Annotated in this window: 16 protein-coding genes, 1 pseudogene and 1 riboswitch; of the genes and pseudogenes, 15 read left to right on the top strand and 2 right to left on the bottom strand. The window is 53.3% G+C overall.

Going from position 1 to position 19,554, the window contains the following annotated elements; all coding sequences use genetic code 11:
• From AB4Z33_RS24780 to AB4Z33_RS24770, 3 genes and pseudogenes are all read left to right on the top strand, one after another.
• Nucleotides 1-966: pseudogene (locus tag AB4Z33_RS24780) on the top strand (collagen-like protein); the annotation flags it as partial.
• Between the two features lie 200 nt (nt 967-1,166).
• On the top strand, nt 1,167-2,153 hold the full coding sequence (msrA, locus tag AB4Z33_RS24775) for a peptide-methionine (S)-S-oxide reductase MsrA (RefSeq protein WP_442052455.1): 987 nt from the start codon (nt 1,167-1,169) through the stop codon (nt 2,151-2,153).
• A 46-nt stretch (nt 2,154-2,199) separates the two neighbouring features.
• Nucleotides 2,200-2,772: a nitroreductase family protein gene (locus tag AB4Z33_RS24770; protein ID WP_442052454.1), complete on the top strand. Its 573-nt coding sequence runs from the start codon at nt 2,200-2,202 to the stop codon at nt 2,770-2,772.
• A gap of 324 nt (nt 2,773-3,096) precedes the next feature.
• Here the strand turns inward: AB4Z33_RS24770 and AB4Z33_RS24765 are convergent, their stop codons facing one another.
• Together AB4Z33_RS24765 and AB4Z33_RS24760 are read right to left on the bottom strand one after the other, a co-directional pair.
• Nucleotides 3,097-4,374, bottom strand: coding sequence for a LysM peptidoglycan-binding domain-containing protein (locus AB4Z33_RS24765; RefSeq protein ID WP_442052453.1), 1,278 nt, complete (start codon nt 4,372-4,374; stop codon nt 3,097-3,099).
• 387 nt (nt 4,375-4,761) lie between these two features.
• Nucleotides 4,762-4,861, top strand: a riboswitch (purine riboswitch).
• Entirely contained in the window at nt 4,839-4,994 is a 156-nt protein-coding gene (locus AB4Z33_RS24760; protein WP_442052452.1) for a hypothetical protein, read from the bottom strand. Its footprint overlaps the riboswitch before it by 23 nt.
• 103 nt (nt 4,995-5,097) lie before the next feature.
• Between AB4Z33_RS24760 and purE the strand changes: the two genes are divergently transcribed.
• From purE to purD, 12 genes are all read left to right on the top strand, one after another.
• A complete protein-coding gene (gene purE / locus AB4Z33_RS24755) occupies nt 5,098-5,583 on the top strand; it encodes a 5-(carboxyamino)imidazole ribonucleotide mutase (protein ID WP_442052451.1) in 486 nt (161 codons plus the stop codon).
• A complete protein-coding gene (gene purK, locus AB4Z33_RS24750; RefSeq protein ID WP_442052450.1) occupies nt 5,580-6,773 on the top strand; it encodes a 5-(carboxyamino)imidazole ribonucleotide synthase in 1,194 nt (397 codons plus the stop codon). Before purE ends, purK begins: the two co-directional genes overlap by 4 nt.
• A 7-nt stretch (nt 6,774-6,780) precedes the next feature.
• Entirely contained in the window at nt 6,781-8,076 is a 1,296-nt protein-coding gene (gene purB, locus AB4Z33_RS24745) for an adenylosuccinate lyase (protein ID WP_442052449.1), read from the top strand.
• 16 nt (nt 8,077-8,092) lie between these two features.
• On the top strand, nt 8,093-8,989 hold the full coding sequence (locus tag AB4Z33_RS24740; RefSeq protein WP_442052448.1) for a phosphoribosylaminoimidazolesuccinocarboxamide synthase: 897 nt from the start codon (nt 8,093-8,095) through the stop codon (nt 8,987-8,989).
• 836 nt (nt 8,990-9,825) lie between these two features.
• Complete coding sequence (gene purS, locus AB4Z33_RS24735) at nt 9,826-10,071, top strand: phosphoribosylformylglycinamidine synthase subunit PurS (protein ID WP_307476050.1); 246 nt, start codon at nt 9,826-9,828, stop codon at nt 10,069-10,071.
• 4 nt (nt 10,072-10,075) lie between these two features.
• On the top strand, nt 10,076-10,771 hold the full coding sequence (gene purQ, locus AB4Z33_RS24730; RefSeq protein WP_442052447.1) for a phosphoribosylformylglycinamidine synthase subunit PurQ: 696 nt from the start codon (nt 10,076-10,078) through the stop codon (nt 10,769-10,771).
• Entirely contained in the window at nt 10,749-12,992 is a 2,244-nt protein-coding gene (purL, locus tag AB4Z33_RS24725) for a phosphoribosylformylglycinamidine synthase subunit PurL (protein WP_442052446.1), read from the top strand. Before purQ ends, purL begins: the two co-directional genes overlap by 23 nt.
• Nucleotides 12,977-14,455, top strand: a complete 1,479-nt coding sequence (purF, locus tag AB4Z33_RS24720) for an amidophosphoribosyltransferase (RefSeq protein WP_442052445.1) — start codon at nt 12,977-12,979, stop codon at nt 14,453-14,455. The genes purL and purF overlap by 16 nt, the downstream gene beginning before the upstream one ends.
• A gap of 59 nt (nt 14,456-14,514) precedes the next feature.
• The gene (gene purM / locus AB4Z33_RS24715; RefSeq protein WP_442052444.1) at nt 14,515-15,558 is read left to right on the top strand and encodes a phosphoribosylformylglycinamidine cyclo-ligase; all 1,044 of its coding nucleotides are present in this window, start codon (nt 14,515-14,517) and stop codon (nt 15,556-15,558) included.
• On the top strand, nt 15,558-16,172 hold the full coding sequence (gene purN, locus AB4Z33_RS24710; protein WP_442052443.1) for a phosphoribosylglycinamide formyltransferase: 615 nt from the start codon (nt 15,558-15,560) through the stop codon (nt 16,170-16,172). Before purM ends, purN begins: the two co-directional genes overlap by 1 nt.
• Before the next feature lie 375 nt (nt 16,173-16,547).
• The gene (purH, locus tag AB4Z33_RS24705; protein WP_442052442.1) at nt 16,548-18,095 is read left to right on the top strand and encodes a bifunctional phosphoribosylaminoimidazolecarboxamide formyltransferase/IMP cyclohydrolase; all 1,548 of its coding nucleotides are present in this window, start codon (nt 16,548-16,550) and stop codon (nt 18,093-18,095) included.
• A 133-nt stretch (nt 18,096-18,228) separates the two neighbouring features.
• On the top strand, nt 18,229-19,494 hold the full coding sequence (gene purD, locus AB4Z33_RS24700) for a phosphoribosylamine--glycine ligase (protein WP_442052441.1): 1,266 nt from the start codon (nt 18,229-18,231) through the stop codon (nt 19,492-19,494).
• The last annotated feature ends 60 nt before the right edge of the window (nt 19,495-19,554 follow it).

The raw sequence follows: 19,554 nt of genomic DNA, 5'->3' as shown, positions 1-19,554 counted from the left end.
GGCGTGACCGGAGCAACAGGAGCAACCGGCACTGGAGCAACAGGTCCGACAGGAGCTACGGGCGTAACAGGTCCGACGGGTGTAACAGGTGCAACAGGAGCAACCGGAACAGGAGAAACAGGTCCGACAGGAGCGACAGGTGCCACCGGCCCAACGGGAGTATCCGGAGCAACAGGTGCAACCGGTACAGGAGCAACCGGCCCTACAGGAGCAACAGGCGAAACCGGCCCAACAGGTGCAACCGGGGCAACAGGAGGAACGGGTCCAACGGGTGCAACCGGCCCAACAGGAGCGACAGGTGTCACCGGCCCAACGGGTGTAACCGGAGCAACAGGTGCAACAGGCACAGGAGCAACCGGCCCAACAGGAGCGACAGGTGTCACCGGCCCAACAGGCGTGACTGGGGCAACAGGAGCAACCGGAACGGGAGCAACCGGCCCAACCGGTGCGACTGGAGCAACGGGAGCAACAGGTGTCGCTGTCGGTGTTGACGGATTCTCTGGCTTTGTCACAGCTCTAGCCGTATCCAGTTCTACACAAATTACAGGCTTTAGCGTTGCTAGCCCTTATTTCAATAATGGCACCTTTAATGCGGGTACAGGTAACTTTGTCGTTCCTACAACGGGTCGATATGCTATTGAAGCTACAATTAACTACTCAACAACGGCGGCCATTAGTTTGAGCTTAGGCGCGGGTATCAACCCTGCTTTTGCTGTTCGTAGAACTTCAGGAACTCCAATAGATCTTATCAGTGGCTTATTCCCTTTGCTTAACGTAAACGTTGCTTTAGTTCTAACGCTTAGAGCGATATTAGGCAATGGCGCTGTTACTTTGGCAGGCGATGTAGCGTTGAATGCGGGCGATGTAATCGGTTTATTCTATGTAGATGGAGGGTTGACCATTTCGTTAAACTTGGGTGGAGCGACAAACTCCGGTATCGTATGGTCCATGCACCGCATAACGTAATATAGCTTCAACGAAAAGGAGGACTGCTTGGCTACATATGTAGCTAAAGCAGTCCTTTTTTCTGCCCGTTATGCTTGTTATTTTACCGGGAAGCTCATTTGAATAACGGTACAGTTGCTGAACTTTGTTGTATGACCCTCTTGTCATGTATAATAGGAGAGAAAGGTTCTCAATTTACAAGTCAATGGAGGGAGATCAACATGGATCAACCATTATCGCATAATAGCGGCCAGCGCCGCACGGAACAAGCAGCATTCGCAGGAGGGTGCTTCTGGTGTATGGTATCGCCTTTCGAGGAAATGCCAGGTATCGTCTCTATCGTCTCCGGCTATACAGGCGGGCATAAGGAAAATCCAACGTATGAAGAGGTATGCTCCGATACGACTGGACATGCAGAAGCCGTTCTTATTACGTACGACCCCGACGTATTTCCCTATGAGAAGTTGCTAGACATCTTCTGGCATCAGATCGATCCTACGGATGCAGGCGGGCAGTTCCATGACCGCGGCGATTCCTATCGGACGGGCATCTTCTATTATACGGAAGAGCAGCGCAAGCTGGCTGAAGCGTCGAAGCAGGAGCTTGCAGCAAGCGGACGCTTCGATAAACCGATCGTGACCGAGATCGAACCGGCAGGTAAGTTTTATGCGGCTGAGGATTATCACCAGGGCTATCATAAGACGAATCCGTTCCGTTACAAAATGTACCGTAAAGGCTCTGGACGCGACGCTTTCATCGCGAAAAACTGGAGTATGCGCAAGGATCAGGCTGAGCTGAAGAAGAAGCTAACTCCTATCCAATACGAAGTAACGCAAAATAGCGCTACGGAGCGTCCATTCACGGGAGAATATTGGGATCATACCGAAGACGGTATCTATGTCGATATTGTATCGGGTGAGCCATTATTCAGCTCGCGAGACAAATATGATGCCGGTTGCGGCTGGCCGAGCTTCACGAAGCCACTTCAGGCTGCTTCCATTTCGGAGCACACCGATACGAGTCATTATATGGTGCGCGTAGAGGTGAGAAGCAAGGAAGCCGATTCGCATCTGGGTCATGTGTTCGACGACGGACCGCAGCCGACGGGACTGCGCTATTGCATCAATTCGGCGTCGCTTCGTTTCGTAGCGAAACAGGATTTGGAGAAGGAAGGCTACGGGGAATACCTCGTGTTATTTAACGAGTAATTTGAAATATAGTTAGAAGCTAACATAAGTCGGGGGAGAGAATGTCATGTTATTGGAAGAGGCGATTCAAGGACGAAGATCAATCGGGAGAGTGAAAAGCGATCCCGTTCCGCGTGAAGAAATCGAGAAGCTGTTGGACGCGGCAGTATGGGCGCCAAACCATTTCAATACACAGCCATGGAAGTTCATTGTGATGACAGGCGAGGGCAGATCGGCTTTGGGCAACGGATACGCCAAAGTTGCTGCAGCGCAGCTTCCCGATCTTAGCGGAGAGGAGCTGGAGGAGCGTCTGGCGAAGGAGCGCACGAAAGCGTTCCGTTCCCCAGTCGTGATCGCGGCAGTATGTTCACCTTCGGATGATCCCCGGGCCGTATTGGCAGAGGAGATGGCTGCCGCACATTGCGCGGTGCAGAATCTGCTGCTAGCCGTTCATGCGAACGGACTAGGCGCCGTATGGCGTTCGGGTGATCCGATGTACCATCCGGCAATGAAGGAAGCATTCAGCCTCTCCGAAGCTGAACAGCTGGTAGGGCTTGTGTTCATCGGTTATCCCGATATGGCCGCGCCTGCTGCGAAGCGTACGCCGGCTGCAGAGAAGACTGTTTGGTTGGAACAATAAGGCATTAAGCATTAAAGGCTGTCCGAGTGTGTCTGGTCTATTCCAGATCCCTTATCGGACAGCCTTTTAATATGAATGGAGGCTATAATAGATATTTGCAGGATAGAGCGACCTTTTGTGGCCGGCATAATAGCCTACACTGGATTTTTTGCAGCAACTTCTTTATGGGATGGTGAAATGAGGCTTCCTGAAGCAAAGTTAGAGCAAATATCAAACTAGCTCTGGTTAGGGCTCATTTTCGGCTAAAGTTGATGCAGATATCCAACATAGCTTAAGGGTAGGTTATGTGTCTTCGGATCGTATAGCGTTATTGAAGCGTTAAGCTTAAACTAGCTTCTTAATTGTGAAGTTCGCATTCAGCACATACCAATTTTGCGGGAACGAGACGCCGAGCACCCAATAACTGATACCGCGCAAATGATAGCTTTTGACGATGTTGAACTTGGCTTGCACGCTGCGGGCATCCTCGAACCATACGGTGTGCTCGCGGCGCTGCTCGTCGAAGTAATTGTAATGCGGTGATTGGCTCAGCGCGTCGTATTTGATTTCTGCGCCGTATTTGGCGGCACGACGCACCGCTTCCTGCGGGCTCACCGTAGGGGCCCACTTGCCTCCTTGCACGTAAGGGAGCGTCCAGTCATAGCCGTATAACGGCATGCCCATGACGATTTTGCCAGCCGGAATGACGGTGAGGGCGTAGTTCAGCACCTTCACGACTTCGTTTAGCGGCGCGACGGCGCGCGGCGGTCCGCCTGACCAGCCCCATTCATAAGTCATCAGAATGACGAAGTCGACGATTCGTCCGTGAGCGGCATAATCATGAGCTTCATACAGAGTACCGGTCTGATCGGCGCTTATCTTCGGGGCAAGGCAAGTTGAAACCAGATAGCCGCTTGGATGCAGACGGTCTACGAGCTTCTGCAGGAAGGCGTTGTAGAGGGCTCGGTCGGCAGGCGGTACRTACTCGAAGTCGACGTTGAGCGCGAGATATCCTTTGTTTTTCATAATGGCCAAAATGTCCGTAATCAGCCGTTCTTGTACAGGCTGGTTGGACAAAACGGCATGAGCGATCTCGGGGCTGAACGTGCCGTTCTCGAAGTTCGTAATAACCATCATCGGAGCGGCGCGGTGTGCGTAGCCTGCTTTGATAATAGCCGAGTCGTCGAGCGGGATCATCGAGCCGTCCAACTGCACGCGATAGCTGAACGGACTTAAGTAGGTTAAGTATTGGCCGATATCATTCACAATCTCGACGCCTGCTGCTCCGAACTTCTCGGTATAGGCATTAACCTCTGTAACCGGCTTCGTCGCTTGCGGAATCGTAATCACCTGTCCGGGGTAAATTAGCGCTGGATTGCTAATTGGATTCACAGCCATCAACTGCTGAAGCGAGAGACCGTACCGCTCTGCGATCGCCCACAGGCTCTCCCCAACCAGCACTTTATGGCTGGTTACTTGCTGAGGAATAATGACCGATTGGCCGATGACGAGCGGTTCATCTCCCCGCAGTCCGTTCGCGGCAAGTATGTTATCGAGAGGGACGTCGAATTTCTGCGACAACGCCCAAAGTGTATCCCCCCTTTGCACGACGTGAATATGCATGCCTGCCCAACCTCCTTATACGCTTTGTGGTTCATCCATGGAATGGAAATGCCGAAATAGACGCTACTAATCATCTATATTCAAGAAGAGCCGTCCCTAGTCTGCAAGTACGACCGGGAACGTCTCAAATGAGGTTAGGCTCTGTTTTTCGATTCATGCCAGTGGGCATAAGCCCTTTTTTTGGGCATACTGTTCTGATTTTCCGTACGATTTATTCAAAAAAACGAACCTTTATAAAACTTCCTCTCATAATGTTCGTATTTTATTGACAGTGTTAGGGGGATTGGATAAACTAGAGTAGGCTTGAGGCGAGCACACTGCCTTGAACGACAAGATTCGACAAATATCATGATATGCGTTATATATTAAAGTAGAAGAAATAACGCTAACACTTAGTTAAGATACACTCGTATATTTTCGGGAGAAGGCCCGAATGTTTCTACCCGGAAACCTTATTTTCTGGACTACGAGCGTGAAGTGAAGCGATGAACGAGAGCTGCGCACAGCCATTTGCCAAGCATAGGTTGCTCCTCTGACGGGGCAGCCTTCTGTTGTCTCCTAGCGCTGGAAGCTGCCTCATCATCGAATCCTTTACTGAGCGGCAGGCGGCATACATTCATTGTCGCCGGCGCTCGCGCTCGTAGTCCGAGGCAGCCTATATATGGTTGCTTGCGGGCTTTTTCTGTTTTTCCATACTCTATTGATGAAAGTAGGTTTGATCGCATGTCTGCGAAGGTAGGCGTAATCATGGGCAGCAAGTCGGATTGGGACACAATGAAATTAGCCTGTGACGTTCTGGAGGAGCTTCAAATTCCGTATGAGAAAAAGGTAGTGTCGGCGCATCGTACACCGGATTTGATGTTCGAATATGCGGAATCGGCAGTAGAACGAGGGCTTAAGGTCATTATTGCCGGAGCCGGCGGAGCTGCACACTTGCCCGGCATGGTCGCTGCGAAGACGATTTTGCYGGTTATTGGCGTTCCTGTTAAGTCTTCGAATCTAAGCGGACTTGATTCGCTGCTCTCCATCGTACAAATGCCGGGCGGCATTCCGGTTGCGACAGTCGCGATCGGCAATGCAGGCGGCACGAATGCAGGCTTGCTTGCGGCGCAAATGATCGGCGCGTTCGATCCTGAAGTGCAAGCGCGCGTAGAAGCGCGCCGCGAGCGCGTGAAGCAGGAAGTACTGGAAAGCAGTGAGACGCTATGAGCAACGAAGCGGGCAATAAGTCATCCGCATCCGCAGAGAATGTGAAGACGCTGCTTCCGGGCAGCACGATCGGCATTCTCGGCGGCGGTCAGCTTGGCCGAATGATGGCGAATGCAGGCAGCGCGATGGGCTATCGGTTCATTGCTCTTGATCCAACGCCGGATGCGCCATGCGGGCAAGTATCGGAGCAGATCGTAGCGGCTTATGACAATCGTGAGGCGGCTCGCGAGCTTGCGAAGCGGTCGGATGTCATCACCTACGAGTTCGAGAACGTTGATGCCGATGTCGCAGCAATGCTGATGGCGGAATCGTACGTGCCGCAAGGCAGCGAGCTGCTTTATACGACGCAGCATCGGCTTCGCGAGAAGCAAGCGATCGAAGCGGCGGGCGTTCGCGTAGCGCCTTACAGCGAGATACACAGCGTGGACGAGCTTCGCGAGGCGGTAGAACGTTTCGGTACGCCTTGCGTGCTGAAGACGGCGATGGGCGGTTACGACGGCAAAGGCCAATGGGTCATCCGCAGTGAAGACGAGATCGCCGAAGCTTACGAGACGCTTTCGCGCGCGGGCGTGCAGCTCGTGCTCGAGCAATTCATTCGCTTTGACAAAGAATTATCAGTAATAGCGGCGAGAAGCCCGCAGGGTGAAATAAAAGCGTTCCCTGTTGCGGAAAATATTCACGTCGATAATATATTGCACTTATCTATCGTGCCGGCACGTATTAACGAGGACGTGCAGCGCGAAGCGGAACGACTGGCGATGCGCATTGCCGAAGGGCTTGGCGTCGTAGGGTTGATCGCGGTGGAGCTGTTCGTTACGGCGGATGGCGAGCTGTTCGTTAACGAACTGGCTCCTAGGCCGCATAACAGCGGTCACTATACGATGGAAGCTTGCCGAACTTCGCAGTTCGAGCAGCATGTACGCGCGGTATGCAACCTGCCGCTCGGGGATACGACGCTCATGAGCCCTGTCGTTATGGTTAACGTACTTGGGCAGCATGTAGAGCCGCTGCTTGCGCTTATGGCGCAGCAAGACGAGTCGGCGGAGCGGCTTCAAGTTGCGCCGAAGGTGCATTTGTACGGAAAGAAGGAAGCGGTATTCAAACGCAAGATGGGCCATGTGAACGTCATTGCGCCAAGTACCGAAGCAGCGCTGGAATGGATTCAAGAAACGAATATTTGGAAGGTGTGAATGGTTTATGTTAGAGCGTTACAGCAGACCGGAAATGAGAGCGATTTGGACAGAAGAGAACAAGTTCAACGCTTGGCTCGAAGTTGAACTATGCGCATGCGAGGCTTGGTCAGAGCTCGGCGCGATTCCGAAGGAAGATGTCGTGGCGCTTCGCAAATCGGCGGCTTTCGATATTGATCGCATCTACGAAATCGAGTTAGACACTCGCCATGACGTTATCGCGTTCACACGCGCTGTGTCCGAGAAAGCAGGCCCTGAAGGCAAATGGGTTCATTACGGTCTCACTTCGACCGACGTTGTCGATACGGCGAACGGTTACCTGCTCCTTCAAGCCAATGCGATTTTGTTCAAAGATATCGATCGTTTCATTGAAATTCTTCGCGACAAAGCGATCCAATATAAAGATACGCCTATGATGGGCCGTACGCATGGCGTTCATGCGCAGCCGACGACGTTCGGTCTGAAAGTAGCTCTCTGGTACGAGGAAATGAAACGTAACCTGGAGCGTTTCCAGCATGCGGCTAACGGCGTACAGTTCGGCAAAATGTCCGGCGCTGTAGGCACGTTCGCGGATATCGATCCATTCGTGGAAGAGTTCGTCTGCAAGAAGCTTGGCATCACGGCAGCTCCTATCTCGACGCAAACGCTGCAGCGTGACCGTCATGCCGAATATATGGCGACGCTTGCGCTTATCGCGTCCTCGCTCGACAAATTCGCTACGGAAATTCGCGCTTTGCAGAAGAGCGAGTTCCGTGAGGTTGAAGAGCCTTTCGCGAAAGGTCAAAAAGGATCTTCGGCAATGCCGCATAAGCGCAACCCAATCGGCTGCGAGAACATCTCCGGTCTTGCACGCGTTATTCGCGGACACATGCTGTCGGCTTACGAGAACATTCCGCTCTGGCATGAGCGCGACATCAGCCATTCGTCGGTTGAGCGCATCATTTTGCCGGATGCAACGATGCTGTTGAACTACATGCTGAACCGTCTTGGCAACATCATCAACAACCTGACGGTGTTCCCGGAAAACATGAAGCGCAACATGCAAGCGACTTACGGCGTGCCGTTCTCGGGCCGCGTATTGACGAAGCTGATCGACAAAGGCTTCAGCCGCGAAAAAGCATACGACACGGTTCAACCGCGCGCGATGCAGGCTTGGGAAACGCAACGTCAGTTCCGCGATATCATCAGCGAGACGGAAGAGGTTACAAGCGTACTGTCGGCTGAAGAAATCGACGACTGCTTCAACCCGGCATGGCACCTCAAGCATGTCGACACGATCTTCTCACGTCTCGGATTAATCTAGGGAGGGCAAGCCATCAATGACTGTTCAATCGCAAGCTTTATCCACGGCTGTTGATTACATTAAGGCTCCTCTAATTTATAAAGGCAAGGTGCGAGAATTGTACGATCTCGGCGAGCATTTCCTAATCGTCGTGACGGACCGCATCTCGGCATTCGATTACGTGCTCGACCCGGCCGTGCCGGACAAAGGCAATGTGCTGAACCGCCTATCGGCTTATTGGTTCGAGCAAACGGCCGACATTCAAGTCAACCACGTCGTGCATACGGACGTTGAGAAGCTTGGCGACCTTGTTACCGAGCCTGAACTGCTTCGCAATCGCATCATGGTTACCCGCAAAGCGGAGCGCATCGATATCGAATGCGTCGTTCGCGGCTATATCACGGGCGGAGGTTGGAGACAATACCAGCAAACGTCCGCGATCAACGGCATCGAGCTCCCTGCGGGTCTTCGCAAGAACGAGCGCTTCCCGGCGCCGATCTTCACGCCTGCTGCGAAAAACGACGTCGGTCACGACGAGGACATCCCGTTCGAGAAGATGGCTGAGATGGTTGGCGCTGAGCTCGCAGAAGAGCTTCGCGACCGCAGCATCAAGTTGTATGAGTTCGCGCATGAGTATTGCGCGAAGCACGGCATCATTCTTGCCGATTGCAAATTCGAATTCGGACTTATCGACGGCAAAGTTATATTGATCGACGAAATCTTCACGCCGGACTCGTCCCGCTTCTGGGCCGAAGGCAACTACGCCTTCGACATCGAGATCGACAGCATGGACAAAGAACCTGTACGCACTTATCTGCTCGGCTCCGACTGGGATCGCGACAGCAAGCCTGCTCCGCTTCCCGAATCCGTAGTAGCAGCGACGACCGCCCGCTACCGCGACATCTACCGCCGCCTCGTCGGCGTTGAATTATAAAGGTTTGTATGTTGTAAGGTTGGGTACAAGCGCCGCTTGGTTGGATTTCGTCCAGTCTAAAGTAACCTTATTCATTCGTTTCTAAGCTTTGACTGTAAAATATCCAATCAAAAGCGCCTGTTTCCCGGATTTAGAGCTCATTACTCCCATTTAACTGTAGGAAATACAGTCAAATGCAGATTTCGGCTCGTAACGCTCGATTTGGCTGGATGAAATCCAGTCAAACCGCATGGCAGCGGTGAACCCCGCGGCCGTTATACAATAACGGGAATTTCTCCCGTTAAATTGGCTCGAATGAACGCTCTCGCACGAATTAACTGGAAAACCTCCCGCTAATTTCACCAAATCGGCCTCGAAGCCTGGTTTAGCGGCGAAATAAYGGGACAACCTCCAGCTAATTCATCGCATCAGCTCATATCCGCCGAAATAACAGGACAAATTCCAGTTAATCCGCCAACGCCGCAACATCTCACCGATAATGAGGGAGATGGGGATGAGCACCTCACCCGGTAAACGGGCAGAAGCTCGGCGATGGTGAACTAACCAGCTCTCTTTAACAGCCAGCGCGCGCGCAAGCGCAAAGCGCGGCTGTCCAAGCTTCACCGACCACCCCGCAGCGGTTTTTGAGTTTGTGGAAAATGGACAAGTGAGGGGAGCAAGGGTTGTTGTCGTAGAGCGACAGCGCTCGCGTCTAGCTATCGTAAATTTACACATGAAGGTGTAATTAAAAATTTACGATTGCTAATGCGACGGAGACAATTGCCCTTGCGTACTCACGAACGATCCCTTTTCCCAGCTCATACCCGCAAAGGGAAAACTCACATTTCCAGGAGGCTATTATGAAGGCAACCGTCTATGTCACGATCAAAGAAAACGTTTTGGACCCGCAAGGAACAGCTGTACAAGGCGCGCTTCACTCGATGGGCTTCGCCGAAGTCGGCAAAGTGCGCATCGGTAAATACTTGGAGCTTGAGCTTGATACGAACGACCGCGCAGAAGCAGAAGCACGCATTAAAGTGATGTGCGAGAAGCTGCTTGCGAATACGGTTGTCGAAGATTACCGTTTTGAGCTGGAGGGATAAGACGATGAAGTTTGCAGTTATCGTATTTCCAGGCTCCAACTGCGACATCGACTGCTACAAAGCGGTTGAAGAAACGATCGGCCAGCCTGTCGACTACGTATGGCATACGGCTACCGACCTGTCCGCATATGACGGCATTCTAGTTCCTGGCGGTTTCTCCTACGGCGATTACCTTCGCTGCGGCGCTATCGCTCGCTTCGCTAACGTAATGAGCGAAGTGAAGAAAGCGGCTGACCAAGGCAAGTTTATCCTTGGCATTTGCAACGGATTCCAAATTTTGACCGAGGCTGGACTGCTTCCTGGCGCTTTGATCCGCAACAACGGACTGAAGTTCCGCTGTCACCAAACGCCGCTTGAGGTTGTTAACAGCAACACGGCTTTCACCAACGAATACTCGCAAGGCGAGATTATCAATATTCCGATCGCTCATGGCGAAGGCAACTACTTCTGCGATGATGCGACGCTGGCTGAACTGAAAGCGAACAACCAAATCGTGTTCCGCTATGCAGGCGACACGAACCCGAACGGTTCGGTAGAGAACATCGCGGGCGTTAGCAACAAAGCAGGTAACGTAGTCGGCATGATGCCGCATCCGGAGCGCGCAGTTAACCAATTGCTCGGCTCGGAAGACGGCAAACGGATGTTTACATCGATTTTGAATGCATGGAGGGAACAACATGGCGCAGCAGTTAACGGCTAAAGAACCGACGGCGGAGCAAATTGCCGATCAGAAAATTTACAGCCAATTTGGCGTATCCGATTACGAATATGAGCTTATTTGCGGATTCCTTGGCCGTAAGCCCAACTACACGGAGATCGGCGTATTCAGCGTCATGTGGTCCGAGCACTGCTCGTACAAAAACTCCAAACCAATCTTGAAAAAATTCCCGATTACAGGTCCTCGCGTCCTGATGGGACCGGGCGAAGGAGCGGGCATCGTCGACATCGGCGACAACCAAGCAGTCGTTTTCAAAATCGAATCGCATAACCATCCATCTGCAGTTGAGCCTTTCCAAGGCGCGGCTACAGGCGTAGGCGGCATTATCCGCGACATTTTCTCGATGGGCGCACGTCCGGTTGCTCTTTTGAACAGCCTTCGTTTCGGCAATCTGGAGAATGAGCGCGTTAAATATTTGTTCGAGCACGTCGTTAGCGGCATCGCTGGCTACGGCAACTGTATCGGTATCCCGACTGTTGCGGGCGAAGTGATGTTCGACGAGAGCTATGAAGGCAACCCACTCGTTAACGCAATGTGCGTAGGTCTTATCGATCACGATAAAATCCAACGCGGCGTAGCAAAAGGGGTAGGCAACCCGGTATTCTACGTAGGTCCGGCAACGGGCCGCGACGGTATCCACGGCGCGACATTCGCATCTGTCGAGCTGTCCGAAGAGTCCGAAGAGAAGCGTACGGCGGTACAAGTCGGCGATCCGTTCATGGAGAAGCTCGTTATGGAAGCAACGCTTGAGCTGATCGATTCCGGTATCGTACTTGGTATTCAAGATATGGGCGCAGCAGGCCTCACTTGCTCCAGCGCGGAGATGGCTTCGAAAGCAGGCAACGGCCTTGAGCTGTACCTGGACGAAGTTCCGCAACGCGAGACTGGCATGACGCCTTACGAAATGATGCTTTCCGAATCGCAAGAGCGCATGCTGTTCGTTGTTGAACCGCAGCATGAAGCGCAAGCGAAAGAAATTTTCGACCGTTGGGGCATTATTTGCGCCAAAGTCGGCAAAGTAACCGATGACGGACGTCTTCGTTTGTTCCACCAAGGCCAAGAAGTAGCGGATATGCCGGTTAAAGCGCTCGTTGACGAGTGTCCGGTTTATGAGAAGCCTTCTGCAGAGCCAGCTTACTATCGTGAGAATGCGAAAGTGGATACAGCTGCTTTTGCCGAAATCACGGACTTGAACGGCGCTTTGGAAAAAGTGCTTGCATCCCCTACGGTTGCTAGCAAAGAGTGGGTTTACAATCAATACGATTACATGGTTCGTACGTCGACGGCTGTTCAGCCGGGCTCCGACGCGGCTGTTGTGACGATTCCCGGCACGCGCAAGGCGCTTGCAATGACGACGGACTGCAACGGTCGTTATGTATATCTGGATCCTGAAGTTGGCGGACGTATCTCCGTTGCTGAAGCAGCGCGCAATATCGTGTGCTCCGGCGCAGAGCCGCTTGCGATTACGGACAACCTGAACTTCGGCAACCCTGAGAAACCTGAAGTGTTCTGGCAGCTTGAGAAATCGGCAGACGGCATGTCCGAAGCTTGTGTCGTGCTGGATACGCCGGTAATCGGCGGTAACGTCAGCTTGTACAACGAGAACGCGAAAGGCGCGATCTACCCAACGCCGGTAATCGGCATGGTTGGTCTCGTACACGACGTTGACCACATTACGACGCAAGGCTTCAAAGCTGATGGCGACGTGATCGTCTTGATCGGCGAGACGAAAGCCGAGTTCGGCGGCAGCGAGCTGCAATACGTGCTCGAAGGCGCGGCTAGCGGACGTCCACCTGAAATCGACCTCGCTACGGAGAAAAAAGTAATCGGTGCCGTTCTTGGCGCGATTCAAAAAGGTCTAGTCGCTTCGGCGCATGACTTGTCCGAAGGCGGCATTGCGGTAGCTGCAGCAGAATCTTGCATCAGCGGCGGACTTGGCGCAGAGATCGCTCTCTCCACTGAGCTTCGCGCGGATCAATTGCTGTTCAGCGAATCGCAATCGCGTATTCTGCTCTCCGCTAAACCGGAAAATGCTGCGGCATTGACGGCTTACCTGAACGAGCAAGGCGTAATCAACGCTACTATCGGTACGGTTAAAGGCAGCAGCCTTTCCATCAACGTAAACGGCAAATCCGGCATCAACGCGCCGGTCAAACAACTGGAGAAGGTCTGGAAGGATGCGATTCCATGTCTGATGAAATAAGCAAGCATTTGCTTTGGACGGGAGATCATTATAACGAGGGTATCGGACGTGACGATATTTTCGACAAACTGCGTGAAGAGTGCGGCGTCTTCGGGGTATTCAATATCCCGGCGGCGTCGAGCCTCTCTTACTACGGCCTGCATGCGCTTCAGCATCGCGGCGAAGAAAGCGCGGGAATTTGTACGGTTGATACGGCTAACGGCAATGCCTTCGCCTATCACCGCAACATGGGGCTAGTTAAGGAAGTGTTCGGCAAGGACGAGCTTGACCATCTGAAGGGCGACCGTGCGATTGGCCACGTTCGTTATTCGACGGCAGGAGAGAGCAAGCTGGCGAATGCACAGCCGCTTATCTTCCGCTATCGCGATGGTGACCTCGCTGTTGCGACGAACGGCAACATCGTCAATGCGCCGGAAATCCGCAAGGAGCTTGAGATGTCGGGATCGATCTTCCAGACGTCGAGCGACACGGAAGTAATTGCGCATCTGATCGCTCRTTCTCCGAAGGATTTCGAGACGGCGGCGAAAGAAGCGTTGCAGCGTATTGTCGGCGGATTCGCGTTCCTGATCATGACGAATGAAAAGCTGCTCGTCGCTTCCGATCCGAACGGACTTCGTCCGCTCGTCATGGGTCGTCTAGGCGATGGCTACGTATTCTCGTCGGAATCTTGCGCGTTCGAGACGATCGGCGCGGAATATGTTCGCGATGTGCAGCCGGGAGAATTGCTGATTTTCGACGCTGACGGTATGCGTGAAGACCGTTATGCAGAAGTAGAGCGCCGTGCGACTTGCGCGATGGAATACATTTATTTTGCCCGCCCGGACAGCGATATTAACGGAATCAACATCCACTCGGCGCGCAAACGGATGGGACGCCAGCTCGCGCAGGAATCATTCGTGGACGCGGATATTGTAACGGGCGTGCCCGATTCCAGTATTTCCGCGGCGATCGGTTATGCCGAGCAAACGGGTATTCCTTATGAGCTTGGACTTATCAAAAACAAATATACAGGCAGGACGTTTATCCAACCTTCCCAAGAGCTGCGCGAAAAAGGCGTGAAGATGAAGCTTTCCGCCGTTCGCAAAGTCGTGGAAGGAAAACGCGTCGTCATGATCGATGATTCGATCGTGCGCGGCACGACCTCGCTTCGTATCGTGAACCTGCTTCGTGAAGCAGGCGCGACCGAAGTGCATGTGCGGATAACGTCACCGCCTTTCAAAAACCCGTGCTACTACGGCATCGATACCCCTGACCGCAAGGAGCTGATCGCTTCGTACCGGACGGTGGAAGAAATTCGCAAGCAGATCAACGCGGACTCGTTATCTTTCCTAAGCAATGATGGCTTCGTTGATTCGGTCGGCGGCAATGACGGTGCGTATAACCGCGGCATGTGCCTGGCTTGCTTCGACAATGACTATCCGACGCCTGTGAACGAAGAATCGGACAAAAGCTGCAGCTGTTAGCGGCTGGCGGTGTGGGGAACAACTAAAGTATGCATTACATTTTAAGGAGTTGACCGAAAGTGTCAGAAGCGTACAAAAAGGCCGGCGTCGATATAGCGGCGGGCAACGAAGCGGTTGAACGAATGAAAAAGCACGTGAAGCGCACTTACCGTCCGGAGGTTATGGCGGAGCTTGGCGGCTTCGGAGGTTTGTTCGGCCTGAACAAGGACAAGTACGAGGAGCCTGTTCTCGTATCCGGAACGGATGGCGTCGGCACGAAGCTGAAGCTTGCTTTTGCAATGGACAAGCATGACACGATCGGCATCGATGCGGTAGCGATGTGCGTGAACGACATTATCGTACAAGGCGCTGAGCCGTTGTTTTTCCTAGACTACTTGGCATGCGACAAAGTCGTGCCTGAGAAAATCGAAGCGATCGTTGCCGGTATTGCTGAGGGCTGCGTGCAAGCGGGCTGCTCACTGATCGGCGGCGAAACGGCAGAGATGCCAGGCATGTACTCCGAAGGCGAATATGACATTGCCGGCTTCACAGTCGGTATCGTAGATAAGAAAAAAATGATCGACGGATCGACAATCGCTGCTGGCGATGCGGTCATCGGCTTCGCATCGAGCGGCATTCACAGCAATGGCTTCTCGCTCGTTCGCCGTTTGCTGCTTGAAGAAGCAGGCTACTCTTTGGAGCAAACGCTCGAAGAGCTTGGCGGCGCTCGTCTAGGCGACGTGCTGATCGAGCCAACGCGCATCTATGTGAAATCGGCGCTTAAGCTGATCGAGCAAGTGGACGTGAAGGGCATGGCGCACATTACGGGCGGAGGCTTCATCGAGAACATTCCGCGCGTATTGCCGGAAGGCGTTAACGTTGATATCGCATACGGCTCGTGGCCGATTCTGCCGATCTTCGGATTGATGCAGGAGAAGGGCAATATTACTAACCGCGATATGTTCACGACGTTCAACATGGGCGTAGGTTTGATCGTAGTTGTACCGGCTGATCAAGCGGAGACTGCGCTGCGCGTTGCGGCGGAGCTTGGCGAGGAGGCTTACCGTATCGGAACGGTTACGGAAGGAAGCCGCATCGTAACGTTTACGGGAGCGGACGTATAATGGCATCGCTTCGCATCGCCGTCTTCGCTTCGGGACAAGGCTCGAATTTCCAAGCGATTGTGGATGCGGTGCAGGAGGGGAAGCTCGATGTAACCATCGAGCTTCTTGTTTGTGACAAGCCAGCCGCTCCCGTTGTGGAGCGCGCACAGAAGGCGGGCGTGGACACGTTCCTGTTCACGCCGAAGGAGTACCCGTCTCGCGAAGCTTACGAGACGGAAATTATCGCCGAGCTGCAGCGCCGCGGCGTTGAGCTGATTGTGCTGGCCGGTTACATGCGGATCATCACATCGGTGCTGGTGGAGCCGTTTTATGGCCGGATGATTAACATCCATCCGGCGCTGCTGCCGGCTTTCCCAGGCGTGAACGGCATCGGCCAGGCGCTGGAATACGGCGTCAAGCTGACCGGCGTCACCGTCCACTATGTGGACGGCGGCATGGACAGCGGGCCGATCATCGCGCAGACCGCTGTTGAGGTGCTGGACGGCGACACGGAAGCGTCGCTTGCCCCGCGCATTCATGCAGCAGAGCAAGCGCTGCTGCCGAGCGTGATCCAGCTGATCGCGGAGAACCGCGTTACGCTGGATGGCAGGCATGTCTCGATCCGCCGCGGGTAAGTAGGTGGATCGAGCGCCCAGTCGGCGCTAGCCGCTGGTGAATAGAGCTAGAAATCAGCTCTATTCCACAAACTAAGGTTAGTTTGGTCGAAATAGCGATAGAAATTAACGCTATTTCGTGGTGGGAGCGGCGAAACTGAGCTCAAACGGCGTCAGCGCTGGCGAATAGAGCTAGAAAGTAGCTTTATTCCACAAACTAAGGTTAGTTTGAAGGAAATAGCGATAGAAATTAGCGCTATTTCAAAGGACTTCGGCGRAACTGAGCTCAAACGGCGTCRGCGCTGGYGAATAGAGCTAGAAATCAGCGCTATTTCGTGACTGACCAAGTAAGAAGACAAGCAATTGTTGTTCCATATAGATAAGGAGGAATTTGGCGTGGCTATTCGCAGAGCGTTAATTAGTGTTTCGGATAAGACCGGCATCGTGGAGTTTTCCCGTGAGCTGGCGCAGCAAGGCGTACAAATTATTTCGACAGGGGGTACGTTCAGCCTGCTTCAGAAGGAAGGCGTACCGGTTATCGGCATTTCCGATGTAACGGGTTTCCCTGAAATTCTCGATGGACGCGTGAAGACGCTGCACCCGGCCGTACATAGCGGTCTGCTCGCCGTTCGCGATGACGAAGAGCATCAGAAAGCGATGAAAGAGCTTGGTCTCGACTACATCGATCTCGTCATCGTTAACCTGTACCCGTTCAAAGAAACAATTGCTAAGCCAGACGTTTCGTACGAGGACGCGATCGAGAACATCGATATCGGCGGCCCAACGATGCTTCGTTCCGCAGCTAAGAACCATGCTTTCGTAACGGTAGTTGTCGACGCTGGCGACTACGGCACGATCCTAGAAGAAGTGAAAGCGCAAGGCGACACCACGCTCGAAACGCGCAAACGTCTGGCTGCCAAAGTGTTCCGTCACACGGCTGCTTACGACTCCCTTATCTCCGACTACCTCTCGAAGCAAATGGGCGAGCCGCTTCCTGAATCGTACACGGTTACTTACGAGAAAGTACAAGACCTTCGTTACGGCGAGAACCCGCATCAGAAGGCTGCTTTCTACAGCAAGCCGCTTGCTGCTGCAGGCAATATCTCCACAGCTGAGCAATTGCATGGCAAAGAGCTTTCCTACAACAACATCAGCGACGCGAACGCGGCGCTTGGCATTCTTAAAGAGTTCGACGAGCCGGCAGTCGTTGCCGTTAAGCACATGAACCCTTGCGGCGTAGGTATCGGCGCAACGATTCACGAAGCATATGAGAAAGCTTATGCAGCTGACCCAACGTCGATCTTCGGCGGCATCGTAGCGGCTAACCGTACAATCGGCGCTGATACGGCTGAGTTGCTCGGCAGCATTTTCCTAGAAATCATTATCGCACCGGACTTCACGCCGGAAGCGCTCGATATTCTTACGAAGAAGAAAAACATTCGTCTTATGAAGCTTGGGGCACTTACAGCCGCAGCAGAACGCAAGGCGGAGTGGATCGTTACTTCGGTAGCTGGCGGCATGCTCGTTCAAGAGAGCGATGTGCATAGCGTGACGGAAGCCGATCTGCAATTCGTTACAGACCGCAAACCAACGGCTGAAGAACTGAAGCAATTGCTGTTCGGCTGGAAAGTGGTTAAGCATGTGAAATCGAATGCGATCCTTCTTGCGAAGGACGATATGACAGTAGGCGTAGGCGCTGGTCAAATGAACCGCGTAGGCGCGGCTCGCATTGCGATCGAGCAAGCCGGCGAGAAAGCAAAAGGAGCGGCACTCGCTTCCGATGCGTTCTTCCCAATGGGAGATACGGTTGAGCTTGCTGCGAAAGCAGGCATCACGGCGATCATTCAGCCAGGCGGATCGATCAAAGACGAGGAATCAATCGCAGCGGCTAACGCGGCAGGCATCGCGATGGTATTCACTGGCGTTCGCCACTTCAAACACTAAAACGAACGAATGAACATACAGAGCACGACAGCCTGCGTAAAAGATAGGTATGAGGGGCCTCACTTCCGAGTGAGGCAAAACTCACTGTTGTGCTCCTTTTTTTAATCGCAATAATATATAGGGGGATTAGCACATGCGTATATTGGTTGTTGGCAGCGGCGGACGGGAGCATACGATTGTCTGGGCGCTTAAGAAAAGCGAGAAAGTAAAGGAAGTGTTCTGCGCGCCGGGCAATGCGGGTATCGCACAGCTTGCGGAATGCGTGCCGATCGCGGTTAGCGAATTCGCGGAGCTTACGCGCTTCGCAAAGGAAGCGTCGATTGACCTCGTCTTTATCGGACCTGACGATCCGCTTGCAGACGGGATCGTAGATGCTTTCGAGGCAGAGGGCATCCCGACTTACGGACCTCGCAAAAACGCGGCTGAAATCGAAGGCAGCAAAATCTTCATGAAAAACCTGCTCAAAAAATACGACATCCCAACTGCCAAATACGAGACGTTCACCAATTACGAATCGGCGCTGGCTTACTTGCGTGAGCAGTCGACTCCAATCGTCATTAAGGCTGACGGCCTTGCAGCTGGCAAAGGCGTAACGGTTGCAGCAACGCTTGAAGAGGCCGAGAAAGCGCTTCGCGAAGCGATGGTCGACAAAGTGTTCGGCGATGCGGGCAATCAAATCGTCATCGAGGAATTCCTCGAAGGACAAGAAATGTCGATTCTGGCGTTCGTTGACGGCGAGACGGTTCGCGCTATGGTACCTGCACAGGATCATAAGCCGATTTTTGACGGCGACAAAGGACCGAACACGGGCGGCATGGGCACTTACACGCCGCTTCCGCATATCGACCAAGCGATTATCGACGAGTCGATCACGAACATCATTATCCCTACGGCTAAAGCAATGGTGAGCGAAGGCCGTCCGTTCCGCGGCGTCCTGTTCGCAGGTCTTATGATTACGAAGGATGGTCCGAAAACGATCGAGTTCAACGCTCGCATGGGCGATCCGGAAACACAGGTCGTATTGCCGCGTCTGAAAACCGATCTTGTCGACATCGTACTTGCTTCGCTTAACGGCAGACTTCGCGATCTCGACATCGAGTGGGATGACGAGGCAGCTGTCTGCGTCGTTATCGCATCCGAAGGTTATCCGGCATCGTATCCGAAGGGCCGCGTCATTAAGGGTCTTGCGGAAGCAGAAGCGCAAGGCGCGCTTGTGTTCCATGCCGGCACAGCATCGAAGGACGGCCAATTCGTAACGAACGGCGGACGCGTGCTTGGCGTCGTAGGCCGCGGCAAAGATATTGCCGAAGCTCGCGCACGCGCTTATGAAGCGGTTAGCGTGATTGATTTTGAAGGCAAACAAAGCCGTACCGATATTGCAGCTAAAGCGCTTCGTTAAGAAGCCGCAAGCCATATAAGCCCCTGTTGTCGAAAACGCTGAGAAAGCGTCGATGACGGG

The organism is Paenibacillus sp. 2TAB19 (genome assembly GCF_052115185.1).
In the GTDB taxonomy this organism is placed as follows: domain Bacteria; phylum Bacillota; class Bacilli; order Paenibacillales; family Paenibacillaceae; genus Pristimantibacillus.
This window is presented reverse-complemented; position numbering and strand designations above follow the sequence as displayed.